This window comes from Sideroxyarcus sp. TK5 (assembly GCF_054601595.1).
The window spans coordinates 1-23,920 of the sequence record NZ_BAAHSJ010000009.1; the positions used below are offsets into that span (position 1 = coordinate 1).

Annotated in this window: 27 protein-coding genes and 2 tRNA genes; 19 read left to right on the forward strand and 10 right to left on the reverse strand. The window is 60.9% G+C overall.

The window, feature by feature from the left end:
- Window positions 1-200, forward strand: a 200-nt coding sequence (locus ACYPYQ_RS12615; protein WP_459724240.1) for a histone H1-like repetitive region-containing protein, incomplete at its 5' end; no start/stop codon positions are given.
- A gap of 197 nt (window positions 201-397) precedes the next feature.
- On the opposite strand, the gene mgtE is transcribed toward ACYPYQ_RS12615, so the two are convergent.
- The 7 genes from mgtE to ACYPYQ_RS12650 all read right to left on the reverse strand — a co-directional run bounded on the left by mgtE (window position 398) and on the right by ACYPYQ_RS12650 (window position 6,638).
- Complete coding sequence (gene mgtE / locus ACYPYQ_RS12620) at window positions 398-1,849, reverse strand: magnesium transporter (RefSeq protein WP_459724241.1); 1,452 nt, start codon at window positions 1,847-1,849, stop codon at window positions 398-400.
- A gap of 51 nt (window positions 1,850-1,900) precedes the next feature.
- Window positions 1,901-2,596 carry a monofunctional biosynthetic peptidoglycan transglycosylase gene (gene mtgA / locus ACYPYQ_RS12625; protein ID WP_459724243.1) on the reverse strand — a complete coding sequence of 232 codons (696 nt, stop codon included), beginning with the start codon at window positions 2,594-2,596 and terminating at the stop codon, window positions 1,901-1,903.
- The gene (aroE, locus tag ACYPYQ_RS12630; protein WP_459724244.1) at window positions 2,593-3,393 is read right to left on the reverse strand and encodes a shikimate dehydrogenase; all 801 of its coding nucleotides are present in this window, start codon (window positions 3,391-3,393) and stop codon (window positions 2,593-2,595) included. Before aroE ends, mtgA begins: the two co-directional genes overlap by 4 nt.
- A gap of 42 nt (window positions 3,394-3,435) precedes the next feature.
- Window positions 3,436-4,179 (reverse strand): metal ABC transporter permease, encoded by a 744-nt coding sequence (locus ACYPYQ_RS12635; RefSeq protein ID WP_459724245.1) that lies wholly within the window; start codon window positions 4,177-4,179, stop codon window positions 3,436-3,438.
- A complete protein-coding gene (locus ACYPYQ_RS12640) occupies window positions 4,176-5,072 on the reverse strand; it encodes a metal ABC transporter substrate-binding protein (RefSeq protein ID WP_459724247.1) in 897 nt (298 codons plus the stop codon). The genes ACYPYQ_RS12635 and ACYPYQ_RS12640 overlap by 4 nt, the downstream gene beginning before the upstream one ends.
- 9 nt (window positions 5,073-5,081) lie before the next feature.
- The gene (locus ACYPYQ_RS12645) at window positions 5,082-6,269 is read right to left on the reverse strand and encodes a hypothetical protein (RefSeq protein ID WP_459724248.1); all 1,188 of its coding nucleotides are present in this window, start codon (window positions 6,267-6,269) and stop codon (window positions 5,082-5,084) included.
- Window positions 6,270-6,332: 63 nt separating this feature from the next.
- Window positions 6,333-6,638: a hypothetical protein gene (locus ACYPYQ_RS12650; protein ID WP_459724249.1), complete on the reverse strand. Its 306-nt coding sequence runs from the start codon at window positions 6,636-6,638 to the stop codon at window positions 6,333-6,335.
- Window positions 6,639-6,792: 154 nt separating this feature from the next.
- Between ACYPYQ_RS12650 and ACYPYQ_RS12655 the strand changes: the two genes are divergently transcribed.
- Entirely contained in the window at window positions 6,793-9,564 is a 2,772-nt protein-coding gene (locus tag ACYPYQ_RS12655) for a sensor domain-containing diguanylate cyclase (protein WP_459724251.1), read from the forward strand.
- A gap of 9 nt (window positions 9,565-9,573) precedes the next feature.
- Here the strand turns inward: ACYPYQ_RS12655 and ACYPYQ_RS12660 are convergent, their stop codons facing one another.
- Both ACYPYQ_RS12660 and ACYPYQ_RS12665 read right to left on the reverse strand, forming a co-directional pair.
- Window positions 9,574-10,440 carry an energy transducer TonB gene (locus ACYPYQ_RS12660; RefSeq protein WP_459724252.1) on the reverse strand — a complete coding sequence of 289 codons (867 nt, stop codon included), beginning with the start codon at window positions 10,438-10,440 and terminating at the stop codon, window positions 9,574-9,576.
- Window positions 10,437-12,284 carry a ribonuclease catalytic domain-containing protein gene (locus tag ACYPYQ_RS12665; protein ID WP_459724255.1) on the reverse strand — a complete coding sequence of 616 codons (1,848 nt, stop codon included), beginning with the start codon at window positions 12,282-12,284 and terminating at the stop codon, window positions 10,437-10,439. Before ACYPYQ_RS12665 ends, ACYPYQ_RS12660 begins: the two co-directional genes overlap by 4 nt.
- A 129-nt stretch (window positions 12,285-12,413) precedes the next feature.
- On the opposite strand from ACYPYQ_RS12665, the gene ACYPYQ_RS12670 reads away from it, so the two are divergent.
- Window positions 12,414-12,902, forward strand: coding sequence for an EF-hand domain-containing protein (locus ACYPYQ_RS12670; RefSeq protein WP_459724256.1), 489 nt, complete (start codon window positions 12,414-12,416; stop codon window positions 12,900-12,902).
- A gap of 69 nt (window positions 12,903-12,971) precedes the next feature.
- Here the strand turns inward: ACYPYQ_RS12670 and ACYPYQ_RS12675 are convergent, their stop codons facing one another.
- Window positions 12,972-13,289 carry a c-type cytochrome gene (locus tag ACYPYQ_RS12675; protein WP_459724257.1) on the reverse strand — a complete coding sequence of 106 codons (318 nt, stop codon included), beginning with the start codon at window positions 13,287-13,289 and terminating at the stop codon, window positions 12,972-12,974.
- 154 nt (window positions 13,290-13,443) lie between these two features.
- On the opposite strand from ACYPYQ_RS12675, the gene ACYPYQ_RS12680 reads away from it, so the two are divergent.
- The 16 genes from ACYPYQ_RS12680 (at window position 13,444) to ACYPYQ_RS12755 (ending at window position 23,912) form a co-directional block, all read left to right on the forward strand.
- Entirely contained in the window at window positions 13,444-14,169 is a 726-nt protein-coding gene (locus ACYPYQ_RS12680; protein ID WP_459724258.1) for a YebC/PmpR family DNA-binding transcriptional regulator, read from the forward strand.
- A 121-nt stretch (window positions 14,170-14,290) separates the two neighbouring features.
- Window positions 14,291-14,818, forward strand: a complete 528-nt coding sequence (gene ruvC / locus ACYPYQ_RS12685) for a crossover junction endodeoxyribonuclease RuvC (protein WP_459724259.1) — start codon at window positions 14,291-14,293, stop codon at window positions 14,816-14,818.
- Window positions 14,815-15,765 carry a UbiA family prenyltransferase gene (locus ACYPYQ_RS12690; RefSeq protein ID WP_459724260.1) on the forward strand — a complete coding sequence of 317 codons (951 nt, stop codon included), beginning with the start codon at window positions 14,815-14,817 and terminating at the stop codon, window positions 15,763-15,765. The genes ruvC and ACYPYQ_RS12690 overlap by 4 nt, the downstream gene beginning before the upstream one ends.
- Window positions 15,762-16,343 carry a Holliday junction branch migration protein RuvA gene (ruvA, locus tag ACYPYQ_RS12695; protein WP_459724261.1) on the forward strand — a complete coding sequence of 194 codons (582 nt, stop codon included), beginning with the start codon at window positions 15,762-15,764 and terminating at the stop codon, window positions 16,341-16,343. Before ACYPYQ_RS12690 ends, ruvA begins: the two co-directional genes overlap by 4 nt.
- Window positions 16,340-17,398 (forward strand): Holliday junction branch migration DNA helicase RuvB, encoded by a 1,059-nt coding sequence (gene ruvB, locus ACYPYQ_RS12700; RefSeq protein WP_459724262.1) that lies wholly within the window; start codon window positions 16,340-16,342, stop codon window positions 17,396-17,398. The genes ruvA and ruvB overlap by 4 nt, the downstream gene beginning before the upstream one ends.
- Window positions 17,391-17,798 (forward strand): tol-pal system-associated acyl-CoA thioesterase, encoded by a 408-nt coding sequence (gene ybgC / locus ACYPYQ_RS12705; protein ID WP_459724263.1) that lies wholly within the window; start codon window positions 17,391-17,393, stop codon window positions 17,796-17,798. Before ruvB ends, ybgC begins: the two co-directional genes overlap by 8 nt.
- Window positions 17,799-17,802: 4 nt before the next feature.
- Window positions 17,803-18,480, forward strand: a complete 678-nt coding sequence (tolQ, locus tag ACYPYQ_RS12710) for a protein TolQ (protein WP_459724264.1) — start codon at window positions 17,803-17,805, stop codon at window positions 18,478-18,480.
- Between the two features lie 214 nt (window positions 18,481-18,694).
- Window positions 18,695-19,045 (forward strand): biopolymer transporter ExbD, encoded by a 351-nt coding sequence (locus ACYPYQ_RS12715; RefSeq protein WP_459724276.1) that lies wholly within the window; start codon window positions 18,695-18,697, stop codon window positions 19,043-19,045.
- Window positions 19,042-19,755: a cell envelope integrity protein TolA gene (gene tolA / locus ACYPYQ_RS12720; RefSeq protein WP_459724265.1), complete on the forward strand. Its 714-nt coding sequence runs from the start codon at window positions 19,042-19,044 to the stop codon at window positions 19,753-19,755. Before ACYPYQ_RS12715 ends, tolA begins: the two co-directional genes overlap by 4 nt.
- 3 nt (window positions 19,756-19,758) lie before the next feature.
- On the forward strand, window positions 19,759-21,012 hold the full coding sequence (gene tolB, locus ACYPYQ_RS12725) for a Tol-Pal system beta propeller repeat protein TolB (RefSeq protein WP_459724266.1): 1,254 nt from the start codon (window positions 19,759-19,761) through the stop codon (window positions 21,010-21,012).
- A gap of 22 nt (window positions 21,013-21,034) precedes the next feature.
- Window positions 21,035-21,574 carry a peptidoglycan-associated lipoprotein Pal gene (gene pal / locus ACYPYQ_RS12730; RefSeq protein WP_459724267.1) on the forward strand — a complete coding sequence of 180 codons (540 nt, stop codon included), beginning with the start codon at window positions 21,035-21,037 and terminating at the stop codon, window positions 21,572-21,574.
- 2 nt (window positions 21,575-21,576) lie between these two features.
- Complete coding sequence (ybgF, locus tag ACYPYQ_RS12735; RefSeq protein WP_459724268.1) at window positions 21,577-22,338, forward strand: tol-pal system protein YbgF; 762 nt, start codon at window positions 21,577-21,579, stop codon at window positions 22,336-22,338.
- A gap of 13 nt (window positions 22,339-22,351) precedes the next feature.
- Window positions 22,352-23,008 carry a 7-carboxy-7-deazaguanine synthase QueE gene (gene queE, locus ACYPYQ_RS12740; protein ID WP_459724269.1) on the forward strand — a complete coding sequence of 219 codons (657 nt, stop codon included), beginning with the start codon at window positions 22,352-22,354 and terminating at the stop codon, window positions 23,006-23,008.
- Window positions 23,005-23,685, forward strand: a complete 681-nt coding sequence (gene queC, locus ACYPYQ_RS12745; protein WP_459724270.1) for a 7-cyano-7-deazaguanine synthase QueC — start codon at window positions 23,005-23,007, stop codon at window positions 23,683-23,685. Before queE ends, queC begins: the two co-directional genes overlap by 4 nt.
- Window positions 23,686-23,745: 60 nt before the next feature.
- A tRNA-Lys gene (locus ACYPYQ_RS12750) sits at window positions 23,746-23,821 on the forward strand.
- A 15-nt stretch (window positions 23,822-23,836) separates the two neighbouring features.
- Window positions 23,837-23,912: transfer RNA gene (locus ACYPYQ_RS12755), tRNA-Thr, on the forward strand.
- The last annotated feature ends 8 nt before the right edge of the window (window positions 23,913-23,920 follow it).

Here is a 23,920-nt window from a genome sequence, read left to right on the forward strand (position 1 = left end):
AGAAGCCGGTAGCGAAGAAGGCAGTTGCCAAGAAGCCCGCAGTCAAGAAAGTCGCTGCCAAGAAGCCGGTAGCGAAGAAGGCAGTTGCCAAGAAGCCCGCAGTCAAGAAAGCCGCCGCCAAGAAGCCGGTAGCGAAAAAAGCTGTGGCCAAGAAGCCTGCAGTCAAGAAAGTGGCAGGAAAAGGCATTCTCGGCGCCTGAGCTTGGTAGATTGGGGCGGGCGCCGAGTTGTTGCGTTTCGCCCTTTCTACCTTCCCTGTTTCAACGGTTGTCGTTGATATTCACGCGAACCATTCGCGTTCGCTCCCTTTTTGATTACCCTTGCTAAACGGAAATGCAGAGTGTGCTGCCGGGCGTGCAGCTGCATCGTCGCGGCTGTCTGATGCTGTGCGATCTGGTCAGATCAGGAAGATGGTCGCCAGTCCAAGGAAGATGAAGAAGCCGCCACTGTCTGTGATGGCAGTGAGCAGGACGCTGGCCCCGATAGCCGGGTCGCGACCTAGCCGCTGCATCATAAGCGGTATGCCGATGCCGACCAGTGCGCCCAAGGTGAGGTTGAGCATCATGGCTGCAGTCATCACTACTCCGAGCGGTATGCTGTGGTACAGGAAGTATGCGAACAAGCCAGCAAAGCCTCCCCACACCAGACCATTCAGTCCGCTGATCGCCAGTTCTTTCAGCATCAGGCGTCTTGCATTGCCCTGATTGATCTGTCCCAGCGCGAGCGAGCGGATGATGATGGTCGTCGTCTGGTTGGCAGAGTTGCCCGCGATGCCGGCAACGATAGGCATCAAGGTGGCGAGGGCGACCATCTGTGCTATGGTCTGCTCGAACTCGCCGATCACGCGCGAGGCGAAGAAGGCGGTCACCAGGTTCAATGCCAGCCAAGCCCAGCGGTTCTGGGCGGATTTCCATACCGAAGCGAAGATGTCTTCCTCTTCGAGCAGACCGGCCTGGTTCAGCAGTTCCGTATCCGATTCCTCGCGGATGTAATCGAGCACCACGTTCACGGTCACGCGGCCGAACAGTTTTCCGTCCTCATCCACGACCGGAGCCGACACCAGATCGTAGCGCTCGAACGCCTGCGCCGCATGTTCCGCTTTTTCATCCGGGTGCAGCTGGATGACGTCGGTGATCATCAATGCCCCGACTTCGGTCTCGGGTTCGTTGACCACGATCAGATTGATCGGCAGCACGCCCACGAGCCGTTCTTCACGGTCGACCACGAATACCTGGTCGGTATGGTCGGGCAGTTCGTCGAATCGGCGCAAGTAACGGGAGACCGTCTCCAGCGTGACATCCTGGCGCACATGCACCATGTTGAAGTCCATCAGAGCACCGACCGAATCCTCCGGGTAGGACATCGCGGCACGCAGTTGTTCGCGCTCTTCGATCGGCAGCGCCTTGAACACATCGCGGATCACATGCTGCGGCAAGTCGGGTGCCAGGTCGGCGATCTCGTCGGTGTCGAGTTGCTCGGCCGCTTCGCGCAGTTCGTCGCGGCTCATGTTGGCGATCAGCGACTCGCGGACCGCATCGGAGACCTCGATCAGGATCTCGCCGTCGCGGTCGGCCTTGACCAGGTTCCATACCAGCAAACGGTGCTCGATAGGTAGCGCCTCCAGGATGTAGGCGATGTCGGCGGGATGCAACTCTTCCAGTTTGTCGCTCAGTTCGGCCAGATGCCTTTTGTGCAGCATCTTGTCCAGCAACTCGTGGCGCTCGTCGCGCGGCAGCGCCTGGTTGTGGACCACGGTTTCCACCAGTGCCTGTTTCTCGAGCAGATGCTGGACTTGGTGCAGATGTTCCTGCACGTTGTCGGTGTAGTGGTGTTCGTGGTTCTCGGTCATGGCGCACCTCGAAAAATTGCGCGCTATTGTAAGGAAATTAATCCCGCGGCGTCAGGGAATATCGGCATCCGGCATGCGTTCGAGGATGATCAGCGTCTTGCGCAGCATGCCGCGCGCCTGACGGTGGCGGTCGTAGTAGCGCGGGTTGGGCACCATGGCTGCCAGTCGAGCCGCCTGCTCGGCGGAGAGCTTTGCCGCGCTGACGCCGAAATAGTGACGAGCCGCGGCCTCGGCACCGAACACGCCATTCCCCCACTCGATCACGTTCAGATATATCTCGAAGATTCGCTGCTTGTCCATCACCGCCTCCAGCATCAGCGTGATGATGGTCTCTTCTGCCTTGCGCCATGGCGTGCGTTTGGTGGACAGGAACAGGTTCTTTGCCAGTTGCTGGCTGATGGTGGAGCCGCCGGCGACGATCTTGCCTTTTTTTAGGTTCTTTTCGTATGCCTTCTGGATGCCTTCCCAGTCGAACCCTTCATGGTCGACGAACTTCGCATCCTCGGCGGCGATGAGTGCACGTTTCAGATTGGCGGAGATGTTCTTGTAGGGCACCCATTTATGCTTGAGCCTGGCCTTCGGATTCTGGTCCTGCATCACTTCCAGCCGGTCGGTCATGAACGCGCTGGTCGATGGGTCGAACTTGACCCACCAGCAGATATGGGCGAACAGCCACAGTTGGTACAGCACGAATATCAGGAACAGCGCCAGCAGGAAGCGCCAGAGAAGGCTGCGTACGGGTTTCACTTGCGCAGGGCGGCTAGTACGGGGCGAGTGTCCGGGCGCACGCCGCGCCAGATGAAGAACGCTTCGGCTGCCTGTTCCACCAGCATGCCGAGACCGTCCGCCACCCTGGCCCCGTGTTCTCTTGCGAATGTCATGAACGGCGTCTCTCGGCCATACATCATGTCGTAGGCGAGTGCGCCGGGCTTGAATAGCCCCGCTGGCAGAGGCAGTTTCTCATCCTGCAATCCACTGGAGGTGGCATTGATGACCAAGTCGAATCTTCTGCCTGATAGTTGATCGAAGCTTCTGGCGAACACTGAGCAATCTTCAAAGTCTGAGGCGAGTGCGAGGGCTTTCTCCAAGGTGCGGTTGGCGATGGTCACCCCGGCACCTGCGTTGAACAAAGGCCAAAGAACCCCGGCTGCGGCACCACCTGCCCCCAGCAACAAAGCATCCTTCCACATCAATTTGAAATCCAGATTCTGCTCGATGTCGATAAGCAACCCTGCGCCATCGGTATTGGTGCCAAGTATCTTGTCTTCGCGGAACAATAGGGTGTTCACAGCCTTGGCATTGCGGGCGCGCGCCCCGATCTCGTCACACAGTTCGAAAGCTTCGAATTTGAAAGGTACTGTAACGTTACAGCCTTTGTACCCTTCCTTGCGTAGCCTTGCGATGGTCGCGGCGAACCCGTCCAGCGGCGCCTCGATAGCCTCATAGCTGATGTCCTGCCCGGTCTGCTCGGCGAACATGCGATGGATCAGCGGTGACTTGCTGTGCGAGATGGGGTTGCCGATGACGGCGTAACGGTCGGTCATGCGGGTGCGAGAGGCGTCTGAACGGGGACGGATTATAGCCGTTTAAGCCGCACGCTTCAGAAGTGTGAACGGTATCCCGGTCAGCGCCATCGCCCACACGATGGCTGCGCCCGCCGGCAGGTCGAGCCAGACCGACAGCAGCAATCCCAGTGCGTAGCCGATGATGCCGATGAAGAAGGCGGTCGATATTCGCCGGTGCTGCAGGCGGTGGGTGGCGAGCGCGGGAATGATGAGGCTGGCGAACACCAGATAGATGCCGACCAGTTGCACCGAGGCGGTGATGGCGAGGGCGAACAAAGCATAGAAGCCGAGGTCGCCCAAGCGTCGGCGCAAGCCGTACCAGACCGCCAGCAATAGGGCGCTGAGTGTGGCGGTGGCGAGCAACTGTGCATCGTTCACCCACAATACCTGTCCGACCAGCAGATTCTGCAGGCGTTCACCGGCATGCACGTCGCGGCTCAGTAACAGCATGCCCAGACTGGCAGCCAGCACGAAGGTGAGGCCGATGCATGCCTCTTTCACTTCCGGCAGGCGACGTTCTATCCAGGCGAGCAGCGCCGCGCCGCCCAGCGCACTGCCGGCAGCGATGACTTGCACCAGCAGAGGCTGTCCGGTGAGATCCAGCATTCCGGCTGCGACCACACCCAGCCCGGCGATCTGCGCCACCGCCAGATCGGCAAAGATCACGCCGCGTTGCAATACCCGCATACCGAACGGGATGTGCGTGGCCAGAACCAGCAGGCCGGCGATGCAAGCGGGCAGCAGGATGTCGGGTTCGAGGTTCATCGCAGTCCTTTCAGCAAGCGCGCGACGGTATCGTCGAACAGCCCGTACAAGTCTTGTGCCGCATCGCTGCCACCCACGGTGTAGGGCAGTTCTACGGCGTTGATATGTGCGCGCTGCGTGATCCATTGCGAGGGCCGTTCGCTCTGATAGGCGGCGCGCAACACCATGCGGGCGGGTTGCCGCTGCAAAGTGTCCAGCACCTGTGACAGCCATGACGCGCTGGGCTCCATGCCCGGTTTTGGTTCCAGCACCGCGATCTCTTTCAGTCCTAGCCAGTCTGACAAGTAGGGAAACCCCTGGTGCTGCACGACGACGGCGACGCCCTTGAGCGGGTCGGCCTGCTGTTCCCAGCGCGCGAGTGCGGCACGCCATCGCTGTTCAAAGGTGGTCAGTCGCTGCTGGTAATGCGACTTGTTGGCGGGGTCGCGCTGCATCATCTTTTGCGCGAGCGCATGGGCGATGGGCAGGAAGTTGCGCGCGTCGGTCTGGATATGCGGGTTGCCCTGTGCGTGCACATCGCCGTCGCCGCGATCCAGACGGGGCGGCACTTCCAGCATGCGCACGGCCGAGGCGGCTTCGAAATAGCCCTCGCCGCCGGGCTGTACCTTGGCGTTGCCCGACTCGCGCAGCACCAGAGGCAGCCAGGCCATCTCCAGTTCCGCGCCGGTACACACCACCAGATCGGCACGGCGCGCCCTGGCGATCAGGCTGGGGCGCGCCTCGACGCGGTGCGGGTCCTGCAAGGCGCCGGTCGCGGTGTAGATGACGGCGTGTTCACCGGCCAGTTCTTTTGTGAGCGCCGCCCATTCCGGTTCGCAGGCGAACACGTTGATGGCAGCGTGCGAAAGACTGCTGAGAGAAAGCAAAATGAGTGAGAGGATCATCCTATACATGTTCATCTCCTAGTAGCTGTGCGCGCCGTGCGCGCCCAGGCTCATGATGTATTGCACGAAAAACTGGTTGTCCGGCAATCCTTGGCGTGAGTTGTCGTGCGCCAGTTGCAGGCGGATGCGCGAGAACTCGCTGGGGCTGTAGTCCAGCATCAAAGTGGTGCGGCTGGGTTTGAAAGCGTAGTCGGCGATGACGTTGGCGGCGTTCGCCGCACCTACGCTGGCGATGCCGGGGTCGAGACGGTCGTAGCGCAGCGCCGTGCGCCAGCGCGGCATGAATTGGTACACGGCCTGCGCATACCAGCCGCTTTGTATGACGGCATAGCTGTCGCTGATGTTTGCGCCGGCGGTGTCATACCTCAGATCGCCGTTCTCGCTGCGGCGGAAGTATTCCCCTTGCAGTTTCAGATAGCGTTCCTTGAGGTTGCCGTTGGGCGCGTATTTCCACACGACGTCCAATCCAGTGGTGCGGCTGTCGCCAGTGAAGGCGGTGCTCACGCTGTTGCCGAGCAGGTCGGGCACATCGTCGCTTTCGCGCTCGACGGCACGCGTGCGGTGCAAGGAAAGGCCCGCGCGCCAGCTCTGTTCGATGCCGATGTCGTCGCCTACATGCACGAACAGCACGCCTGCGCCGCTGCCGTTCTTGGCGCGGGCGCTACCGGGGAAGCCACGACCTTTGCCGGCTTCAGCACCAAACTCCAGGAACATCTCTGTCGGTGCCAGCCATTTCAGTTGAACGCCGTCCTCGCCCAACTGGTTCTCCCATAACACCGCATAAACCAGTGGCTGGTCGGTGAAGTCCCACGCATGGGCATGCTGCTCGTTCAGGTAACCCAGGCCGGAGAAGAAGCGGCCGAACTTGAGATTGAGGCCGTCGCCGAATGCGGTGGTCTGCACAAAGGCGTTCTCCACGCTGACGCCGCCGGCCGGATCGAGCGCCAGTGTGGCGGCACCGCGGAACTGTGGATCGATGTTGGCGGAGATACCCATCTCCGATTCGCCGAGGTTGAAGCCCTGTTCGTGGCCGGGGTTGGGATTCATGGCGAAGCCGGTGGCGGGCGTGGCCGGGTCTTGTTGCAGACTGCCGTAGCTGCCGGACAGGATGAGTGAGAACGCCGGATTGAAAGCGGATTCGTTGCCGGCGGCGTAGCTGGATTGGCATAGCAGCATCGCGCCGCACAGACCGATGGTTCTGAACATGGTTCACTCCTGAGAATGGATAGACATACCTCGCCGCATCGTGCGGCAGGATCGGATCTGGATTCAGGCGGAGCGGGGCGGGGCGCGGGCGGAAAAAGCCGCAATGGTGCGGGGGCGAGGATCGTTGCGGCTGCACTCGTATGATGCGATGAACGATGTGGAGAAATCTAAATACACCCCGCTACTGACGACCGCACTGCCGATCTGCGCATAACCGGCACACAACTCGCATTGCTGGTCATGCGGCAGCGACTGGTCATGGGATTGATCGGCCAGTGTGTGGGCGATCGCGTGCGTGGCCGCGCCTTGCTGGACGAACAGCAGGGCGAGGGCGAGGAGCAGAGGACTCAGCAGACGGACGATGCGCATGACAGGCGACACCTTAGCAAATAGGCGATGGCGCTGCAATGCGGCACAAAAGTGATGGCAGGGTGCGTAAGGTGGCATAGAATCGGCTGCAAAGATTCAATTTCCATGCAGCATTCATGAAGGCGCAGGGCCATGCGTCGCGGAAGGGATGGCAGTGAGCGTATCTTACGACACACAGTCGATCGAGCGGGAACTGGGCATGCGCACCATGGCCCGGCATTCCGTCATTTCCTGGCTGCTGTTGCTGGTGGGACTGGTGGCGACCGCGTATGCCGTCTATGTCGCCAAAGACGATATCGAACAGGCGGCGATGCGCGATTTCGCCGCCGAGGCGGAAGAGGTCAGGCTGAAGGTCGAAGCACGCCTGCAGGCGCACAAGCAGGTACTGCTGGGCGGGGCGGCGATGTTCGATGCATCGGACTTCGTGTCGCGCGAAGAGTGGCATGCCTATGCCAAGCGGGTGCGCATCGACGAACACTTCAACGGTATCCAGGGGCTGGGCTACGCGCAGCTCATCCAGCCGGCGCAATTGCAGGCCCACGTGGCTGCCATCCGCAAACAGGGATTCCCGCAATACCGCATTCATCCGCCGGGTGAGCGGGAACTCTATTCCTCCATCCTCTACCTCGAGCCGTTCCTGGGACGGAACCTGCGCGCCTTCGGCTATGACATGTATTCCGAACCGGTGCGCCGTGCGGCGATGGCGCAGGCGCGCGACGAGAATACGGTTGCGCTGACCGGCAAGGTGACCCTGGTGCAGGAGACCGGCAAGGATGTACAGGCCGGGACGCTGATGTATGCGCCGGTGTATCGCAGGGGCGCGCTGCTCGATACGGTGCAGCAGCGCCGTGCCGCATTGCGCGGCTGGGTGTACAGCCCTTTCCGCATGAATGACCTGATGGACGGTGTGCTGGCACGCTGGGACGACCACACCATCCAGCACATCCATATGCAGGTCTATGACGGCCCGGCGGTGGAACCCGATTCGCTGCTGTATGACAGCCGTCACGGTCGTCCCAATCCGCAGCCGCTGTTCAGCGTGGCGCAACACATCGTATTCGGTGGCAGGGTGTGGACGCTGCATTTCGAGCAGCATGGCGGGGAGGTGGCCGGGCTGGATTACAGCAAGGCCTGGGGCTATCTGTGGTTCGGGCTGGGGATGAGCCTGCTGATGTTCTTCCTCGCGCTGTCCTGGTTCAATACGCGGCGCAATGCCGCGCACATCGCGGCCGAGTTGACTGCAGCGCTGCGCATCAAGGACCTGTCGCTGAATGCGGCGGCGAACGCGGTGCTCATCACCGACCGGGACGGGCGCATCGAATGGGCGAACCATGCTTTCGAGACGCTGAGCGGGTACGGCATGGACGAAGCGGTCGGTCGCCTGCCCAGGGAACTGCTGCGTTCGGGGCGGCAGGACCAGGCGTTCTATGAACGGATGTGGCAGACCATCCTCGCCGGGCGCGTCTGGCATGGCGAACTGGTCAACCGGCGCAAGGACGGCGAGCTGTACGACGAAGAGATGACCATCACGCCGGTGTCCGGGGAGAACGGGGTTATCTCGCATTTCATCGCAGTCAAGCAGGATGTCACCCTGCGCAAGCAGGCCGAGGCGCAACTGCGCGAACTGAACCACGATTTCGTGTCGTTCCTGGAGCACACCACAGACTTCGTCTATTTCAAGGACAAGGACAGCCGTTTCCGCTTCTGCAGCCAGACACTGGCGAATATCACCGGCCATGCGAGCTGGCGCGACATGATCGGCAAGCATGACCGCGAAGTGTTCCCGCCGGACACCGCGCGGATCTACATCGAGGAAGAGCAGCCGGTGTTCCATGCCGGCAAAGCGTTGCATAACAAGATCGCCCCCTATTACGACGCGTCCGGCGGGAAAGGGTGGGTGCTGACCAACAAGTGGCCACTGTTCGATGAGGACGGCAAGACGGTGATCGGCATCTTCGGCATCAGCCGCGACGTGACGCCGATGGTGGAAGCGCAGAACGCCCTGCGCGAGAGCGAGAACCGCTTCCGCACCCTGGCCGACAGCGTGCCGGTGATGATCTGGATCGCCGGTACGGATCGGGGATGCACCTATTTCAACCAGGTCTGGCTGGCATTCACGGGTCGCCCGCTAGCGCAGGAACTGGGTGACGGCTGGCTGGAGAGCGTGCATGCGGAGGACAGGCAGCGTTGCCTCGATACCTATGCGGCGGCCTTCGGGGCGCGGCAGGCGTTCACCATGGAATATCGTCTTCGCCGACACGATGGAGAGTATCGCTGGATCATCGACCATGGCGTGCCTAACCACGATGCGGCAGGCAACTTCATCGGCTTCATCGGCTCCTGTCTGGATATAAGCGACCGCCACGAGATGGAGGCGCTGATCCGGCAGATGGCGTTCTATGACGCGCTGACACGCTTGCCCAACCGGCGTTTGCTGAATGACCGCTTGCAGCAGGCTATGGCGGCCAGTGCGCGCAGCGGGCGCTATGGCGCGCTGATGTTCCTCGACCTGGATAACTTCAAGCCGCTCAACGACCGACACGGCCATGACATGGGTGATCTGCTGCTGGGCGAAGTGGCACGGCGCATCACTGCGTGTGTGCGCAAGACGGACACCGTCGCCAGGCTGGGCGGCGACGAGTTCGTGGTGGTGCTGAGCGAACTGGAGGGAGACCGTCCATCCGCCCGCCAGCAGGCTTTGCAGGTGGCGGAAAAGATCCGCGCCTCACTGGCAGAGCCCTACCGTTTGCAGATGCGACTGCCTTCGGGCGAGATGCGGGAGGTCGAACATCCCTGCACGTCCAGCATCGGTCTGCTGCTGTTCGGTGATCACGGTACGGGCGCGGACGAGTTGCTCCAGCAGGCCGATACGGCGATGTACTGCGCCAAGGAGGCGGGACGCAACCGGGTCTATGCCGAAGCGTGAACGCCTCGTTTATCTGGCTTCAAGCCGGTCGCTGGTGGTGAACGTCCAGGTGCGGGTGATGCCGAGCACGTCGACTTCGTTGCGGATGTTGGGCGGGAAGGGAGCGTAAGGGCCTGCCAGTTTGACGATGCGCTGGGCGGCGGCATCGAGGATGCGATGTCCGGAAGTGCGATTGATCTCGATGCTCTCCACGCTGCCGTCTGCGCGGATGTTCACCGTCAGCGTGAGGCTGCCGTAGAGTTTCTGGCGGCGTGCCGCTTCCGGATAGTTCAGGTTGCCGATACGCTCGACCTTGGCGCGCCAGTCTTCGACATATTGCGCATATTTGTACTCCTCGGTGCGCGCGCCGATGAACTTGCGTTTGGGCAGTTTCTCGTACAGCGAGATGTTCTTGCTGATCTCGGCTTCCAGTCGCGCGATCTCCAGCGAGCGTTGCACCAGATCCTCGCCGCTCTTGCTGCTGTCTTGGGGCCTGGGTGCCTGCTTGGGTTGTTCGACACGATAGTCGCCCTTGCTGCGCGTGAGCAGCGACTGCACTTCCTGCTCCAGTGCCTTGACCCGTTTGGCGGCCTGTTCCGGCGTGTAGCGCGTATCGTTGCTGACCACCGGGAACGGTGTGCCCGCACGCAGGTCTTCCGGGGTGTTGCCGCCGCCGTCCAGATTGCTTTGCGCGTAGGCGTTAGCCTTGGTCGGCTTGTTGCGCGACTGGCTGTTAACCAGCGTGACTTCCAGCGGCTCCAGCCGTTTCGCCAGTGACCTTGCGTCCGGCACGGTGAAGGTGATGCCGAACAGCACAAAGGCGTGCAGCAGCAAGGAGAAACCTGTCGCGAACGAGAGGCGTTCGCGCAGCAAAGCCATGAGTAGATACCGCTTCATGCCCCACCGGCAGCGACCGCGACGGGCCGCGCTTCGAAGTTGAGGTCGAGCAGGTCGACGGAAACGATCTCCAGTGTCACCTGCGTGTTGGCTTCGGTCTCGGGCAGGGCGGGTACGCGGCCGACCAGCGGGATGTCGACGAACTTGACCAGGTTCTCGCGCAGTACCACGGCAGCTGCCTGTTCCACCTGTTCCTGCTGCAGCCAGCGCAGGCACCAGTAGCGTTCCATGTTGCGCTGGAACTCGTTGTAGGTGGTGTAGGCAGCATCGAAGTCGCGCAGGATGGCGAACAACGTGGTGTCGTTCTTGGCGTAGGCGGGCGCTTCACCGCGCAGCACGCTCATGATCTGGCGCTGGTTCACCAGATCGACATAGCGGCGCAGCGGCGAGCTGGACCAGGCGTAATGCGCCACGCCCAGGCCCTGATGCGGCGCGGCGATGGTGCTCATCTTCACCTTGCCGTTGTTCTGCGTGCGGTAGATGCCGGCGACGCTGTTGTCATCCAGCAATTTCCCCCATGTGCTGTTGGCGAGGATCATCAGCTCCGATACCACCTTGTCGATGGGCGAACCGCGCAGGCGGTGGCCGATGCTGATACGGTCATCCTCGACATTGAAGATGTAGTCGATCTGCTGCTGATTGGTGTCGGACGATTTGCCGCGTCCGGCTTCCAGCTTGTTGGCGAAGTCCCACAGCAGTTCCAGTTCGGGGCCATAGGCAAAGTCGAACTGGCGTGCGGCTACGGATTCGTCGTTGAACAGCGGCTCCAGCGTATCGTGTCGCAGGTTGGCGGCGATGTGCAGGCGCTCGATGCGGCTCTCGCTGGCCACGATCTCCAGCGCGTCATTGACTTCCACATACAGCGAGAGCGCGGGGCAGACCTTGTCGGCGCATAGCGTGAACGCTTGCACCACGTTGTCCGGCAGCATGGTGATCTTGTCGCCCGGCATGTACACGGTAGACATGCGCTGTGCGGCGATGGCGTCGATGTCCGAGCCCGGCGCGATGCCGAGTGCGGGGGCGGCGATGTGGATGCCGATGCGGCGGTTGCCGTTTGCCAGCGTCTCGATCGAGAAGGCATCGTCGATCTCGGTTGTGGCGGCATCGTCGATGCTGAAGGCGTTTACGGTCGCTTTGGGCAGCTCGGGATGCTCTTCAACAGTCACCTCGGGGAAGCCGGTGCCGCGCGGGAAGTTCTCGAACAGGAACTTGTTCAGGTGGAAATCGTGCGATGAGGGCAGCGCGCCGCACTTCTCCAGCAGGTGCGGGACCGAGAGATGCGTGGCGGCACAGGCTGCTTCCAGCGCTTTGACCTCGAGGGTGTTGCGGTCCGGCTGGTACAGGATCGCTTTGAGCTTGTCGGCGAACTCGGCAGGCAGCTTGAATTGCGTGAGTTCTTCCGTGTAGCGTGCCTGCAATTCGGCCTGCAGGCGTTTTTTCTCCACGCTGGCCAGGGCCGCTTTCAGCGCATCGGCCGGTGCGGCTTTGTAGCGCCCCTTGCCCTTTTTGTAGAAATGCATGGGCGAGCCATGCAGGCGGATCAGTGCACCGGCGGCTTCGACGGGCGTGGGGGAGTGGCCGTAGTAATCCTGTGCCAGCTCCTCGAAGGCGAACTCTTCCGGCGGACACGCTTCCCACAGGAAATCCAGATCGATATCGTCGGCGGCCTGTTCCGCCTGAGCGATGAATTCACTCAGCCCAGGCTGGGCGAAGCGCAGCATGACGTTGGCGGCTTTGATCTTGCAACGTTTTCCGTGGAGGTTCTCGACCTGCAGGGAGGAAGTGTTATCGGCCATGATGCTGCCGACCTTGAAACTGCCGTCTTCTTCGTAGAATATGTTCATGGGGGAGTACAGAAAGGATTGCGGCGATTATAACCTGCCGTCCGGCGGCGAACTTCCATCCTGTTCGTCTGTCCATGCACCTGGCGTCCGCAGGCGCGGCGTATCCACCAATCACATCAGGAGAACGGTATGAACAAGTTAATGGCATTGATCGCGGCGGGCGGACTGCTGGCGATCACCCAGCAAGCCTCGGCCTGTCCCGGCAAGGCGCACGGCCAGAGCGATGCCTGTCCGAAAGGCGGCGGCATGGTGCAGCAGATGGACAAGGACGGCGACGGAGCAGTCAGCAAGCAGGAATTCAATGCCTTCCATGCGGAGCGGTTCAAGGACATGGATACCAACAAGGACGGCAAGATCTCCGCCGAGGAGTTGGACGGCTTGCATCAGGGGATGCGCAGCCAGATGAAGAGCATGCGTCACATGAGCATGGAGCAGCATTTCGATGCGGCCGATACCGACCATGACGGTGCCTTGAGCAAGGAAGAAGCTGAAAAGGGCATGCCTATCCTGTTCGCGCGTTTCGACGAGAACGATGCCAACAAGGACGGCAAGATCACCAAGGATGAAGTGATGCGCGATGCGCGTCCCATGCGCGGGCCGGGCATGATGGGCAACTGATCCCGATCCACTCGCACCAAACAAAAGGGCCGGTAAGAACCGGCCCTTTTGTTTTGTGCGGCTAAAGACTTATTTGGCGGCGAGGATGTGTGTCACCATGGCCTTGATGTCCGCATCGGAGGCCTTGGCCGGTGTGGCCGGCATAGGCATGGTGCCGAAGCTGCCCGCACCACCCACGCGCACCTTCTTCTCCAGCTTGGCGGCCGCGCCGGCATCGCCCGCGTACTTTTCCGCGATCGCCTTGATCGACGGGCCGACCGTCTTCTTGTCGAGCTGATGGCAGGTGCCACAGTTGTGCGTCTTCATCAGCGCGGCGCCGTCATCGGCCAGGACCGGTGCCGACAACATCAAACCAGCGGTCAGCATCAGTGCGTGTTGGACTTTCATGATCAACTCCTTCGGGTGGTTAACAAAACTGTTGCGGGCATTCTACTCCCGATTTTTTTCGGCGGGAAAGCACTATTGCGAATAGCGCAGCATTTGGGTCGGACAAGGCGCAGGTGTTACCATGCGCGCGGCAAATTCAGCATGAGGAAGCAACATGGCAGGACACAGTAAATGGGCGAACATCCAGCACCGCAAAGGGCGTCAGGATGCCAAGCGCGGTCAGATATTCACGCGTCTGATCAAGGAGATCACCGTGGCGGCCAAGCTGGGCGGCAGCGACCCGGATACCAACCCCCGTCTGCGGCTGGCTATGGAAAAGGCTTATGACCAGAACATGCCCAAGGATAACGTCGAGCGCGCCATCAAGCGCGGTGCGGGTGAGCTGGAGGGCGTGGACTACATGGAACTGCGCTACGAGGGCTACGGCATCAACGGCGCGGCGGTTATGGTCGATTGCATGACCGACAACAAGACGCGCACCGTGGCCGATGTGCGCCATGCCTTCACCAAGTACGGAGGCAACCTCGGCACTGACGGATCGGTGGCGTTCCTGTTCAAACATTGCGGCCAGATGGTGTTCGCGCCCGGCACAGATGAGAACGCGTTGATGGAAGTGGCGCTGGACGCGGGCGCGGAAGACATCATCAACAACGACGATGGCAGTATCGAGGTCATCACCTCCCCCAACGATTTCGTGGCAGTGAAACAGCGCCTGGAAAGCGCGGGATTCAAGCCGGAGATGGGCGAGGTCACCATGAAGCCCGAGAACGAGGTGAGTTTCACCGGCGACGATGCGGTGAAGATGCAGAAGCTGCTGGATGCGCTGGAAGACGTGGGCGACGTGCAGCAGGTCTACACCAATGCGGTGATCGAGGACTGATGCGCATCCTCGGCATCGATCCCGGCCTGCGCATCACCGGGTTTAGTTGCGACATAACTTGCCTGCGCAAGTTAGTCTCCACTGAAACCCGTTGCCAGTTCTTCGCTTCGGTGGTTGGGCGATGATGGTTCGAATATTGGGTATCGATCCAGGTTTGAGAGTGACGGGTTTTGGTGTCATCGATAAAGAAGGTCAGAAGCTGCATTACGTCGCCAGCGGTTGCATCAAGACGCCAGCCGGAGAGTTGCCGGAAAGATTGAAAGTCATCCTGTCCTCGCTGGGCGAAGTCATCGCGCAGCATCTGCCGGAGCTGGCGGTGGTGGAGAAGGTGTTCGTGAACGTGAACCCGCAATCGACACTGTTGCTCGGGCAGGCGCGCGGTGCTGCGATCTGTGCGGCAGTGCAGGCGGGGCTACCGGTGTCGGAATACACGGCACTACAGATCAAGCAGGCCGTGGTCGGAAACGGTCATGCCGACAAGGAGCAGGTGCAGGCCATGGTGCAGCGCTTGCTGAACCTGTCCGGCACGCCGAGCCCGGATGCGGCGGATGCGCTGGCGTGTGCCATCTGTCATGCACACGGTGGTTTGGGTGGATTGGGCACGCAAGCGACCAAGGGATACAAAGTGCGTGGAGGAAGACTGGTATGACACAGCCGCTGGAACCGACACTGGAATTGTTCGCCAACCCTGCGGCCCGTTATTTCGCCGCGACCCGCCCTGCATTCCTGTCTGCCAGTTTGATGTCATGCCTGATCGGTTTGGCCATCGCCTGGCATGGCGGCCTTGCTTTCGATATCCCGCTGGCACTGGTCACCCTGCTTTTCGCCCTGTTGGCGCACGCCGGGGTGAACGTGCTCAACGATTACTATGATGCGCTCAACGGTACCGATGCGCAGAACACCGAACGTATCTTTCCATTCACCGGCGGCAGCCGTTTCATCCAGAACGGTGTGTTGAGCCTGACGCAGACGCGCAATTTCGGTTTTGCGCTGATGGCGGGTGTGATTGCTGCCGGGCTGTGGCTGATGGCGCGCACCGATGCGCAATTGATGTACGTCGGTCTGGCGGGTCTGTTCATCGGCTGGGCGTATTCCGCGCCGCCGTTCAAATTGGTCGGTCGCGGTCTGGGGGAGTTGTGCGTGACGGCCGGCATCCTGTCGATCACGGTCGGCGCGGATTTCGTGCAGCGCAAAGGTTTCGACGCGGCACCATTCATTGCCGGACTTTCCTACGCTTTATTGACGGCCAATCTGCTCTATATCAACCAGTTTCCGGATCGTGCCGCCGATACCTCGGCAGGCAAGTTGCACTGGGTGGCCCGGCTGGATGTGAGCAAGGCGCGCTGGGGCTATGTGCTGATTGTGGTGCTGGCTTATAGTTGGCTGGTGGTGAGTGTGCTGGCCGGATGGTTGCCCGCGTTGTCGTTGCTGGCGCTGCTCGCTGTGCCGTTGAGCATCAAGGCCGCACGAGAGTTGCTGCGCCACGCCGCGCAACCGCAACGACTGGCCGGGGCGATCAAACTCACCATCGCGGCGATGATGGCGCATGGTGCGCTGCTGTCGCTGGCATTGATATTCAGTGAAGGGAACACATGATCGGAAGACTGAGCGGCACGCTGCTGGAGAAGAACCCGCCGCAGATATTGCTGGATGTACAGGGCGTCGGCTACGAGGTGGACGTGCCGATGAGCACGTTCTACAACCTGCCCGCGCTGAACGAGAAGGTGGTGCTGCATACCGAATTCATCGTGCGCGAGGATGCGCATCTGCTGTTCGGTTTCCTGACGCAGGAAGAACGCATCGCTTTCCGCCAACTGCTGAAGATCAGCGGCGTCGGCCCCAAGCTGGCTTTGTCGGTGCTGTCCGGCTTGAGCATGAGCGATCTGGCGCTGGCGGTGGCGAACAAGGATGCGGCGCGCCTGACCAAGATCCCCGGCGTGGGCAAGAAGACCGCCGAGCGCTTGTTGCTGGAACTGCAAGGAAAATTCGTGGCGAGTGCTGCCGGTGCGACTACTTCGGTAGCGATGGAATCCGCGGGCAATGACATCTTCAATGCCTTGCTCGGTTTGGGCTACATGGACAAAGAGGCGGAATGGGCGGCCAGGCAATTGCCCAAGGATGTCGGACTCTCGGACGGCATCCGCCAGGCGCTTAAGTTATTATCCAAGGCATGATCCAGCACGACGACCTTACCGCAGCACCGCGTATCATCTCCGCTGCGCCGGCCTCTCCGCAGGAGGAGGCGCTGGAACGCGCGCTGCGTCCCAAGCAACTCGACGAGTATGTCGGGCAGGAAAAGATACGCGGGCAACTGGAGATATTCATCCAGGCAGCGAAGAAGCGCAAAGAACCGCTCGATCATGTGCTGTTGTTCGGCCCGCCCGGACTGGGCAAGACCACGCTGGCGCAGATCATCGCGCGCGAGATGGGCGTCAATATCCGCCACACATCCGGCCCGGTGCTGGAGCGCGCCGGTGACCTGGCCGCGTTGCTGACCAATCTTGAGCCGCACGATGTGTTGTTCATCGACGAGATCCATCGCTTGTCGCCGGTAGTGGAAGAGATCCTGTACCCCGCGCTGGAGGATTACCAGATCGATATTATGATCGGCGAAGGGCCGGGCGCGCGTTCGGTGAAGATCGATCTGCCGCCGTTCACGCTGGTGGGCGCGACCACGCGCGCCGGCATGCTCACCAACCCGCTGCGCGACCGCTTCGGCATCGTGGCGCGACTGGAGTTCTATTCGCCGCAGGAATTGCAGCGCATCGTGACGCGCTCGTCCGGTCTGCTGGAATTGCCCATCTCGCCGGACGGCGCGCTGGAGATCGCCAACCGTTCGCGCGGCACGCCGCGTATCGCCAACCGTTTGCTGCGCCGCGTGCGCGACTATGCCGATGTGCGCGCCGACGGCAATGCCACGCGCGAAGTGGCGGATGCCGCGCTGACCATGCTGGACGTGGATGCGCGCGGGCTGGACGTGATGGACAGAAAGCTGCTGCAGACCGTGATCGAGAAGTTCATGGGCGGGCCGGTGGGGGTGGATAACCTCGCCGCCGCCATCGGTGAAGAGCGCGACACCATCGAGGATGTGCTGGAGCCGTATCTGATCCAGCAGGGCTATCTGCAGCGCACGCCGCGCGGCCGCATGGCGACGGCGAACGCTTATGAACATTTCGGACTGGTGCAATCGCGCGCTGCGGGCGGCAACAAGGATCTGTGGGATGAGTAAGTCGCACAAGCCTTTCACCTTGCCGGTGCGTGTGTATTATCAGGATACCGATGCGGGCGGCGTGGTGTATCACACCAATTATGTGAACTTTATGGAGCGCGCGCGGACAGAGTGGTTGCGCAGCTTCGGTCACAGCAACGCCGGCTTGATGAAAGAGCTGGGCGTGATGTTCGTGGTGCGCTCGATCAGGATCGATTACCTCAAGCCTGCCTTGCTGGACGATATGCTGGAAGTGACGGCGCATCTCACCAAAGTGGGGCGCAGCCAGATGACGCTGGCGCAGGAAGTGAGGCGCGGGGATGATGTGCTGACGCAAGCCGATGTGCATCTGGTGTGTGTGAGCAAGGACAGTTTCAAGCCGGTGAGCGTGCCGGAAATGTTACGCAAACAATGGGATTGAACGCATGGATCTGATACGGGATTTGTCTCTGGTGCAACTCGTCGGCAATGCCAGTTTGCTGGTGCAGCTGGTGATGGGCTTGCTGTTGGGGGTGTCGCTGATGTCGTGGTGGTACATCTTCCTCAAGATGTTCGCCGTGCGCGCGGCGAAGTCGCATACACGAGAGTTCGAGGACGCTTTCTGGGGCAACCCGAATCTGGTGGCTCTGTACCAGCAGGCGGGCAGCAAGTTGCGCCATGATCAGGGCGCGCTGGAACATATCTTCGCCGCCGGTTTCGCCGAGTTCGTCAAATTGAAGAAGACGCACGGCGTGGACAGCGCGGCGCTGATGGAAGGCACGCGCCGGGCGATGCGCGCGCGTTACCAGCGCGAGATGGATCATCTGGAATCGCATCTGTCATTCCTGGCGACGGTCGGTTCGGTCAGTCCTTATGTCGGATTGCTGGGCACGGTGTGGGGCATCATGAACGCGTTCCGGGGTTTGTCCAGCGTGGGACAGGCGACCTTGGCGCAAGTGGCGCCCGGTATCGCCGAGGCGCTGGTGGCGACGGCGATGGGTTTGTTCGCCGCGATCCCGGCAGTGGTGGCGTACAACCGTTATGTGCATGACGTGGCGCGCCTCTCGTCGCGTTTCGAAAGCTTCATCGAAGAATTCTCCAACGTGTTGCAGAGGCAGCCATGACACGGTACGCGCAAGCGGTGGGTGCGGGACAACCCGGTTGCGGTGCAGGCTCATGCGCGAAGCGCGTTATGCCGAAACCAATGGCTGCGGTACAACTCCAACTGCACTTTTATGATTGCCCGTCGAACGTAACGGAGGTACAGCCGTGAGTTACACCAGACGAGCATCCCACCGTCCGTTGAGCCAGATCAATGTGGTGCCCTACATCGACGTGATGCTGGTGCTGCTGGTGATCTTCATGGTCACTGCGCCGATGATGAATCCCGGGCAGATCGATCTGCCCAGCGTGGGCAAGTCGCTGGCACCTCCTGTTGCGCCGCTGGAGGTGATGATCAAGAAGGACTCCACGCTGGTGCTGCGCGACCATACGCAGGGCGGTGTCGAGACGCCGGTGTCGGCGACAGATTTGGCTGCGCTGATCAAGCAGAAGCTGGAAAAGAATCCCGAACAGTCGGTGGTGATCTCCGCGGACAAGAAGATCCGTTACGAGGAAGTCGTCAATGTGATGGATATGCTGCAGCAGCAGAACGTCAAGAAAGTCGGTCTGCTCACCAAGGTGCGATGAGCGCGACACTCCGTTATCGCGAGCCCTATCGCTACTCCGCCGGGCTGTTGGCGATGGGAGTGCATGTGGCGTTCTTTGCCTTGCTGGTGATGGGCGTGCGCTGGCAGAGCCATCAGCCGGATCGTTTCTCGGTCGAATTGTGGGATAGTCTGCCGATCCAGCAGCCGGCGGAGGAGTCTGCTCAGGAGGCGGTCGAGCCCAGGCAGGCGGCCGAGCAAACTTCGAGTCGTCCGGCTGCGCCGAAAAAGGCTGACATCGAGCTGCGAGACAAGAAGGTGAGCAAGCCCACCACGCCGCAGCCGGACGCCAAGGCACTGCGTCAGAAGAAGTTGCGCGAAGAGCAGCGCATGATGGAAGCGTATGTCGAGAAGCAACGTCTGGCCGAACGCGAGCGGGTGCGGGCGGAGGTGATGGCAGCCACGTCGGCCGAGATGGGGCGTTACCAGGACATGATACGCAGCAAGATCAGACACAACATCGTGATGCCGCCGGACGTCCTGCCGTCAGCGGCGGCTGAATTCAAGGTGACTTTGTTGCCGGATGGTTCGGTGCTGGATGCGGTGTTGCTGAAGAGCAGCGGCAATGCCGCGTATGACGAGGCGACCGAGCGAGCTATCTACAAGTCGCAACCGTTGCCGATACCGTCCGATCCCGTGCTGAAGAAGCGCTTTCGAGAATTACGCCTGACGATCAGGCCGGAGGATAAGTAAAGAATGAGACGCTGGATATTGTCGTGCTTGCTGTCGTTTGCGGTGCCGGCGCATGCCGTGCTGAACATCGAGATCACCGGTGCGGGTGAGCATCAGACACCGGTCTCGCTGGTGCGGTTTGCTGGTGATGCCGCGATCGCGCAGAACCTGCTGGACATCGTGGGGGGCGACTTGAACCGTACCGGCTTGTTCAAACTGGTCGATCCGGCGGGAAAGACCCCGCATGAGCCGCGCGATATCCGGCCATCCGAGTGGGTAGGTGTGGAGGCGGTGCTGATCGGAAGCATAGAGTCGCAGCCCGAAGGGAAGGTCGCGGTCAAGTTCCGCTTGTTCGATCTGGTGCGCAATGCAGAACTGTTGTCGCAAGTGGTGACGGCCCGCGAAGACCAGGTGCGCGCGATAGGGCATCGCATCGCAGACCTGGTGTACGAGCGTATGACGGGAAGTCCGGGTGTATTCAGTACTCGCATCGCCTATGTCAGCCGGGATGAGGGAGTGTATCGACTGGTCGTGGCAGATAGCGACGGTGACAACGAACAGGCACTGCTCACTTCGCAGGAGCCCATCATGTCACCCTCCTGGTCGCCGGATGGCAGGCAGATCGCCTATGTGAGTTTCGAGAAGCGGCGCGCCATGGTCTACGTGCAATCGCTGTCCTCGCGCAAACGCACCCTGATCGCCGACTTCCCGGGTAGCAACAGTGCACCCGCCTGGTCGCCGGATGGCAGGCAGATCGCCATGGTGCTGACGCGCGACGGCGAATCGCAGATATATCTTGCCAGCAGCAATGGCGGTCAGTTGCGCCGCATCACCCACAGCGATGCGATCGATACCGAGCCGTCATTCTCGCCGGACGGAAAGTCGCTGTTGTTCACCTCCGACCGCGGCGGCAGTCCGCAGATATACCGCGTGTCGATAGAGGACAATGATGTGCAGCGCCTCACCTTTGAATCAGGGAACGCTTTCTCTCCCCGTTACCACCCGGATGGCAACAGTTTCGTGTTCGCCCATTTCAACGACGGGGTCTTCCATATCGCCGTGCACGATCTGGAAAGCAGGCAGACTCAGGTCCTCACTGCAGGCGGGTGGGAGAAGAAACCCAGCTTCGCGCCCAATGGCAAGATGATCCTGTTTGCAACCGAGGTGCAGGGTCGTGGTATATTGGCAACCGTTTCAAGTGATGGCCGCGTGAAGCAGAAGATGGTCGCCCAGCGCGGAGATATCCGCGAGCCGATGTGGGGCCCGTTCCTGAAATAGATAATCGAGAAGGAGTTGTGCGATGAAAAAACTGATCCTCAGTGTGTTGTTGTTGAATCTGCTGGCTGCATGTAGCAGCAATCCACCGAAAGAAGAGGTCGCTGAGCCTGCAGCCACTTCCGCCTCCGCTGCGAGTGAAGCGCCTGCCGCTGCCGCGCAGGAAACTGCCGCTGCCGATACTCAGGCTGCCGACGCCCAAGCTGCAGCCGACGCACAGGCTGCCCTGATGGAGAAGAACAGCGTGTACTTCCCGTTCGATGTGGATGCCGTGCAGGATGCGGATCGCGAGACCATCATGAACCATGCCGAATACCTGGCGAGCCATCCCGATGTGAAGGTGCGTGTCGAAGGCAATGCCGATGAGCGTGGCAGCAGCGAGTACAACCTTGGTCTGGGCCAGCGTCGTGCCAACAACACCAAGCGTGCATTGGTACTGGGCGGTGCATCGGATTCCCAGATCGAGACTGTCAGCTACGGTGAAGAGAAGCCGCGTTGCAGCGACCATAACGAAGCTTGCTGGGCACAGAACCGCCGCGCCGACATCAACTACAGCGCGCAGTAACCATGAAGGTTGCAGCCTCCCGTTTGCTGGGTGGTCTGTTGCTGGTGTGCAGCCCCGCTTATGCGGGGCTGTTCGCTGACGACGACGCTCGGAGGCAGATCCAGCAACTGGAGGCGCGAGTGGCAGTGCTGGAGAAGCAGCTCGTTGAAATAGAGCTGCAGAACAAGCTTGCGGTGCGTTCCCTGCTCAACCTGCAGATGCAACTTGAGATGCAGTCGAGCGAGATGCGCAAACAGCGCGGTCTGTTCGAAGAGTTCGGGCATGCGCAACAAGAAGCGGAGAAACGGCAGAAGGACTTCTACGTCGATCTGGATTCGCGCTTGAGGCAGATGGAGACAGGCGGAGCATCGCGGGTTGCGCCGGCGGCCGGAGATGCTGTTGAGGGTCAGGCTGGAGAGAACCGTGCGTTCGAGACGGCTTACGGTTTCTACCGTGCGGAGAGTTATCGCGAGGCGGCACTGGCCTTCCGCGATTTTCTGCGTCAGTACCCGCAATCGGCGCATGAGGCCAATGTCTATTACTGGCTGGGGAATGCCAATTTCCTCGTGCGCGAGTACGCCGGAAGCTTTGCGGCATATCGCAGCCTGCTGGACAAGTATCCGGATCATCCGCGCGCGCCCGAAGCCATGCTGAACATGGCGGAATGCCAGCTGTCTCTGAAGAAGAAAACCGCAGCCCGTAGCACCTTGAAGAAACTCATCTCCCAGTTCCCCGGCAGCGATGCTTCGGACAAGGCCAAGAAACGTCTGGCTACCCTCAAGTAAACCGTAGTGCTTCATGAACCCTGATTCGGAAAGTACGCTGCGCATCAGCGAGATATTCTTCTCCTTGCAAGGCGAGAGTTCACGCATCGGCTTGCCGACCGTGTTCGTGCGGCTTACGGGGTGTCCATTGCGCTGCGGATACTGTGATAGTGCTCACGCATTCAGCGGCGGGCAGAGTATGTCCATACAGGAGATCCTGGATACGGTAGCAGGATTCGGTGCGCACCATGTCTGCGTCACCGGCGGTGAGCCGCTGGCGCAGAAGAACAGTCTGCTAATGCTCCGTGCATTGTGCGATGCGGGTTATGCGGTCTCGCTCGAGACCAGCGGGGCGCTGGATGTCGGTGCTGTGGATGCGCGCGTGATGAAGGTGCTGGATATCAAGACACCTGGCTCCGGCGAGGTGCGCAGGAACCTCTGGCAGAACCTTGATCATCTTTCGGAGCATGATGAGATCAAATTCGTGCTGTGCGACGAGGCGGATTATCAGTGGGCGAAACAGGTGGTGATGGAGCGCGATCTGGCGCGGCGCTGCGAGGTTCTGTTATCTCCAGTCCATGATGCACTGGCGGCGCGCGATCTGGCTGAATGGATATTGCGCGACCGTTTGCCGGTGCGCATGCAAGTGCAACTGCACAAGATCTTGTGGGGTAACGAGGTGGGGCGTTGAGCGATAAACGAGCGGTCGTGTTGTTGTCGGGCGGGCTGGATTCTGCCACGGTGCTGGCGCAGGCGCGCGCGCAGGGTTTCCAGTGCCACGCCCTGAGTGTCGATTATGGCCAGCGCCATCATGCGGAGCTTGCGGCAGCGCAGCGTGTGGCCTCCAGCCTCGGGGCCCATGCGCACAGGGTCATCAACATCGATCTGACGGCATTCGGAGGCTCGGCTTTGACCGATGCCAGCATCGCAGTGCCGGAGACGGCCACCAGCGGAATCCCTCTGACCTACGTGCCGGCGCGGAACACCATCATGCTGTCATTGGCGCTGGCTTGGGCCGAGGTGCTGCAGGCGCAGGATATATTCATCGGTGTGAACGCCGTGGATTACTCCGGCTATCCGGATTGTCGGCCGGAGTTCGTGGCGGCGTTCGAGCGCATGGCGAATCTTGCGACCAAGGCTGCAGTCGAGGGCAGGGCCTTGACGGTGCATGCGCCGTTATTGCACCTGAGCAAGGCTGAGATCATTCGGGCCGGTATGCAGCTTGGGGTCGATTACGCGATGACTGTATCGTGCTATCAGGCGGACGAGTCGGGCCGGGCCTGTGGCCGTTGTGATTCATGCCGTCTGCGGCAAGAAGGCTTCCGGGCGGCGCAAGTGGCGGACCCGACTCGCTATCAAAATACATAAATCGCATTTGTTGCTTTGACTCGCGCAATCAAACCCGTATAATGCGCGCTCTTTTTTACCGGGTCGGTAGCTCAGCCGGTAGAGCAGCGGACTTTTAATCCGTTGGTCCCGAGTTCGAATCTCGGCCGACCCACCAGTTTCGTGATTTACCGCCGCTTTAGCTCAGTTGGTAGAGCAACCGCCTTGTAAGCGGTAGGTCGTCAGTTCGAATCCGACAAGCGGCACCAATTAAAAC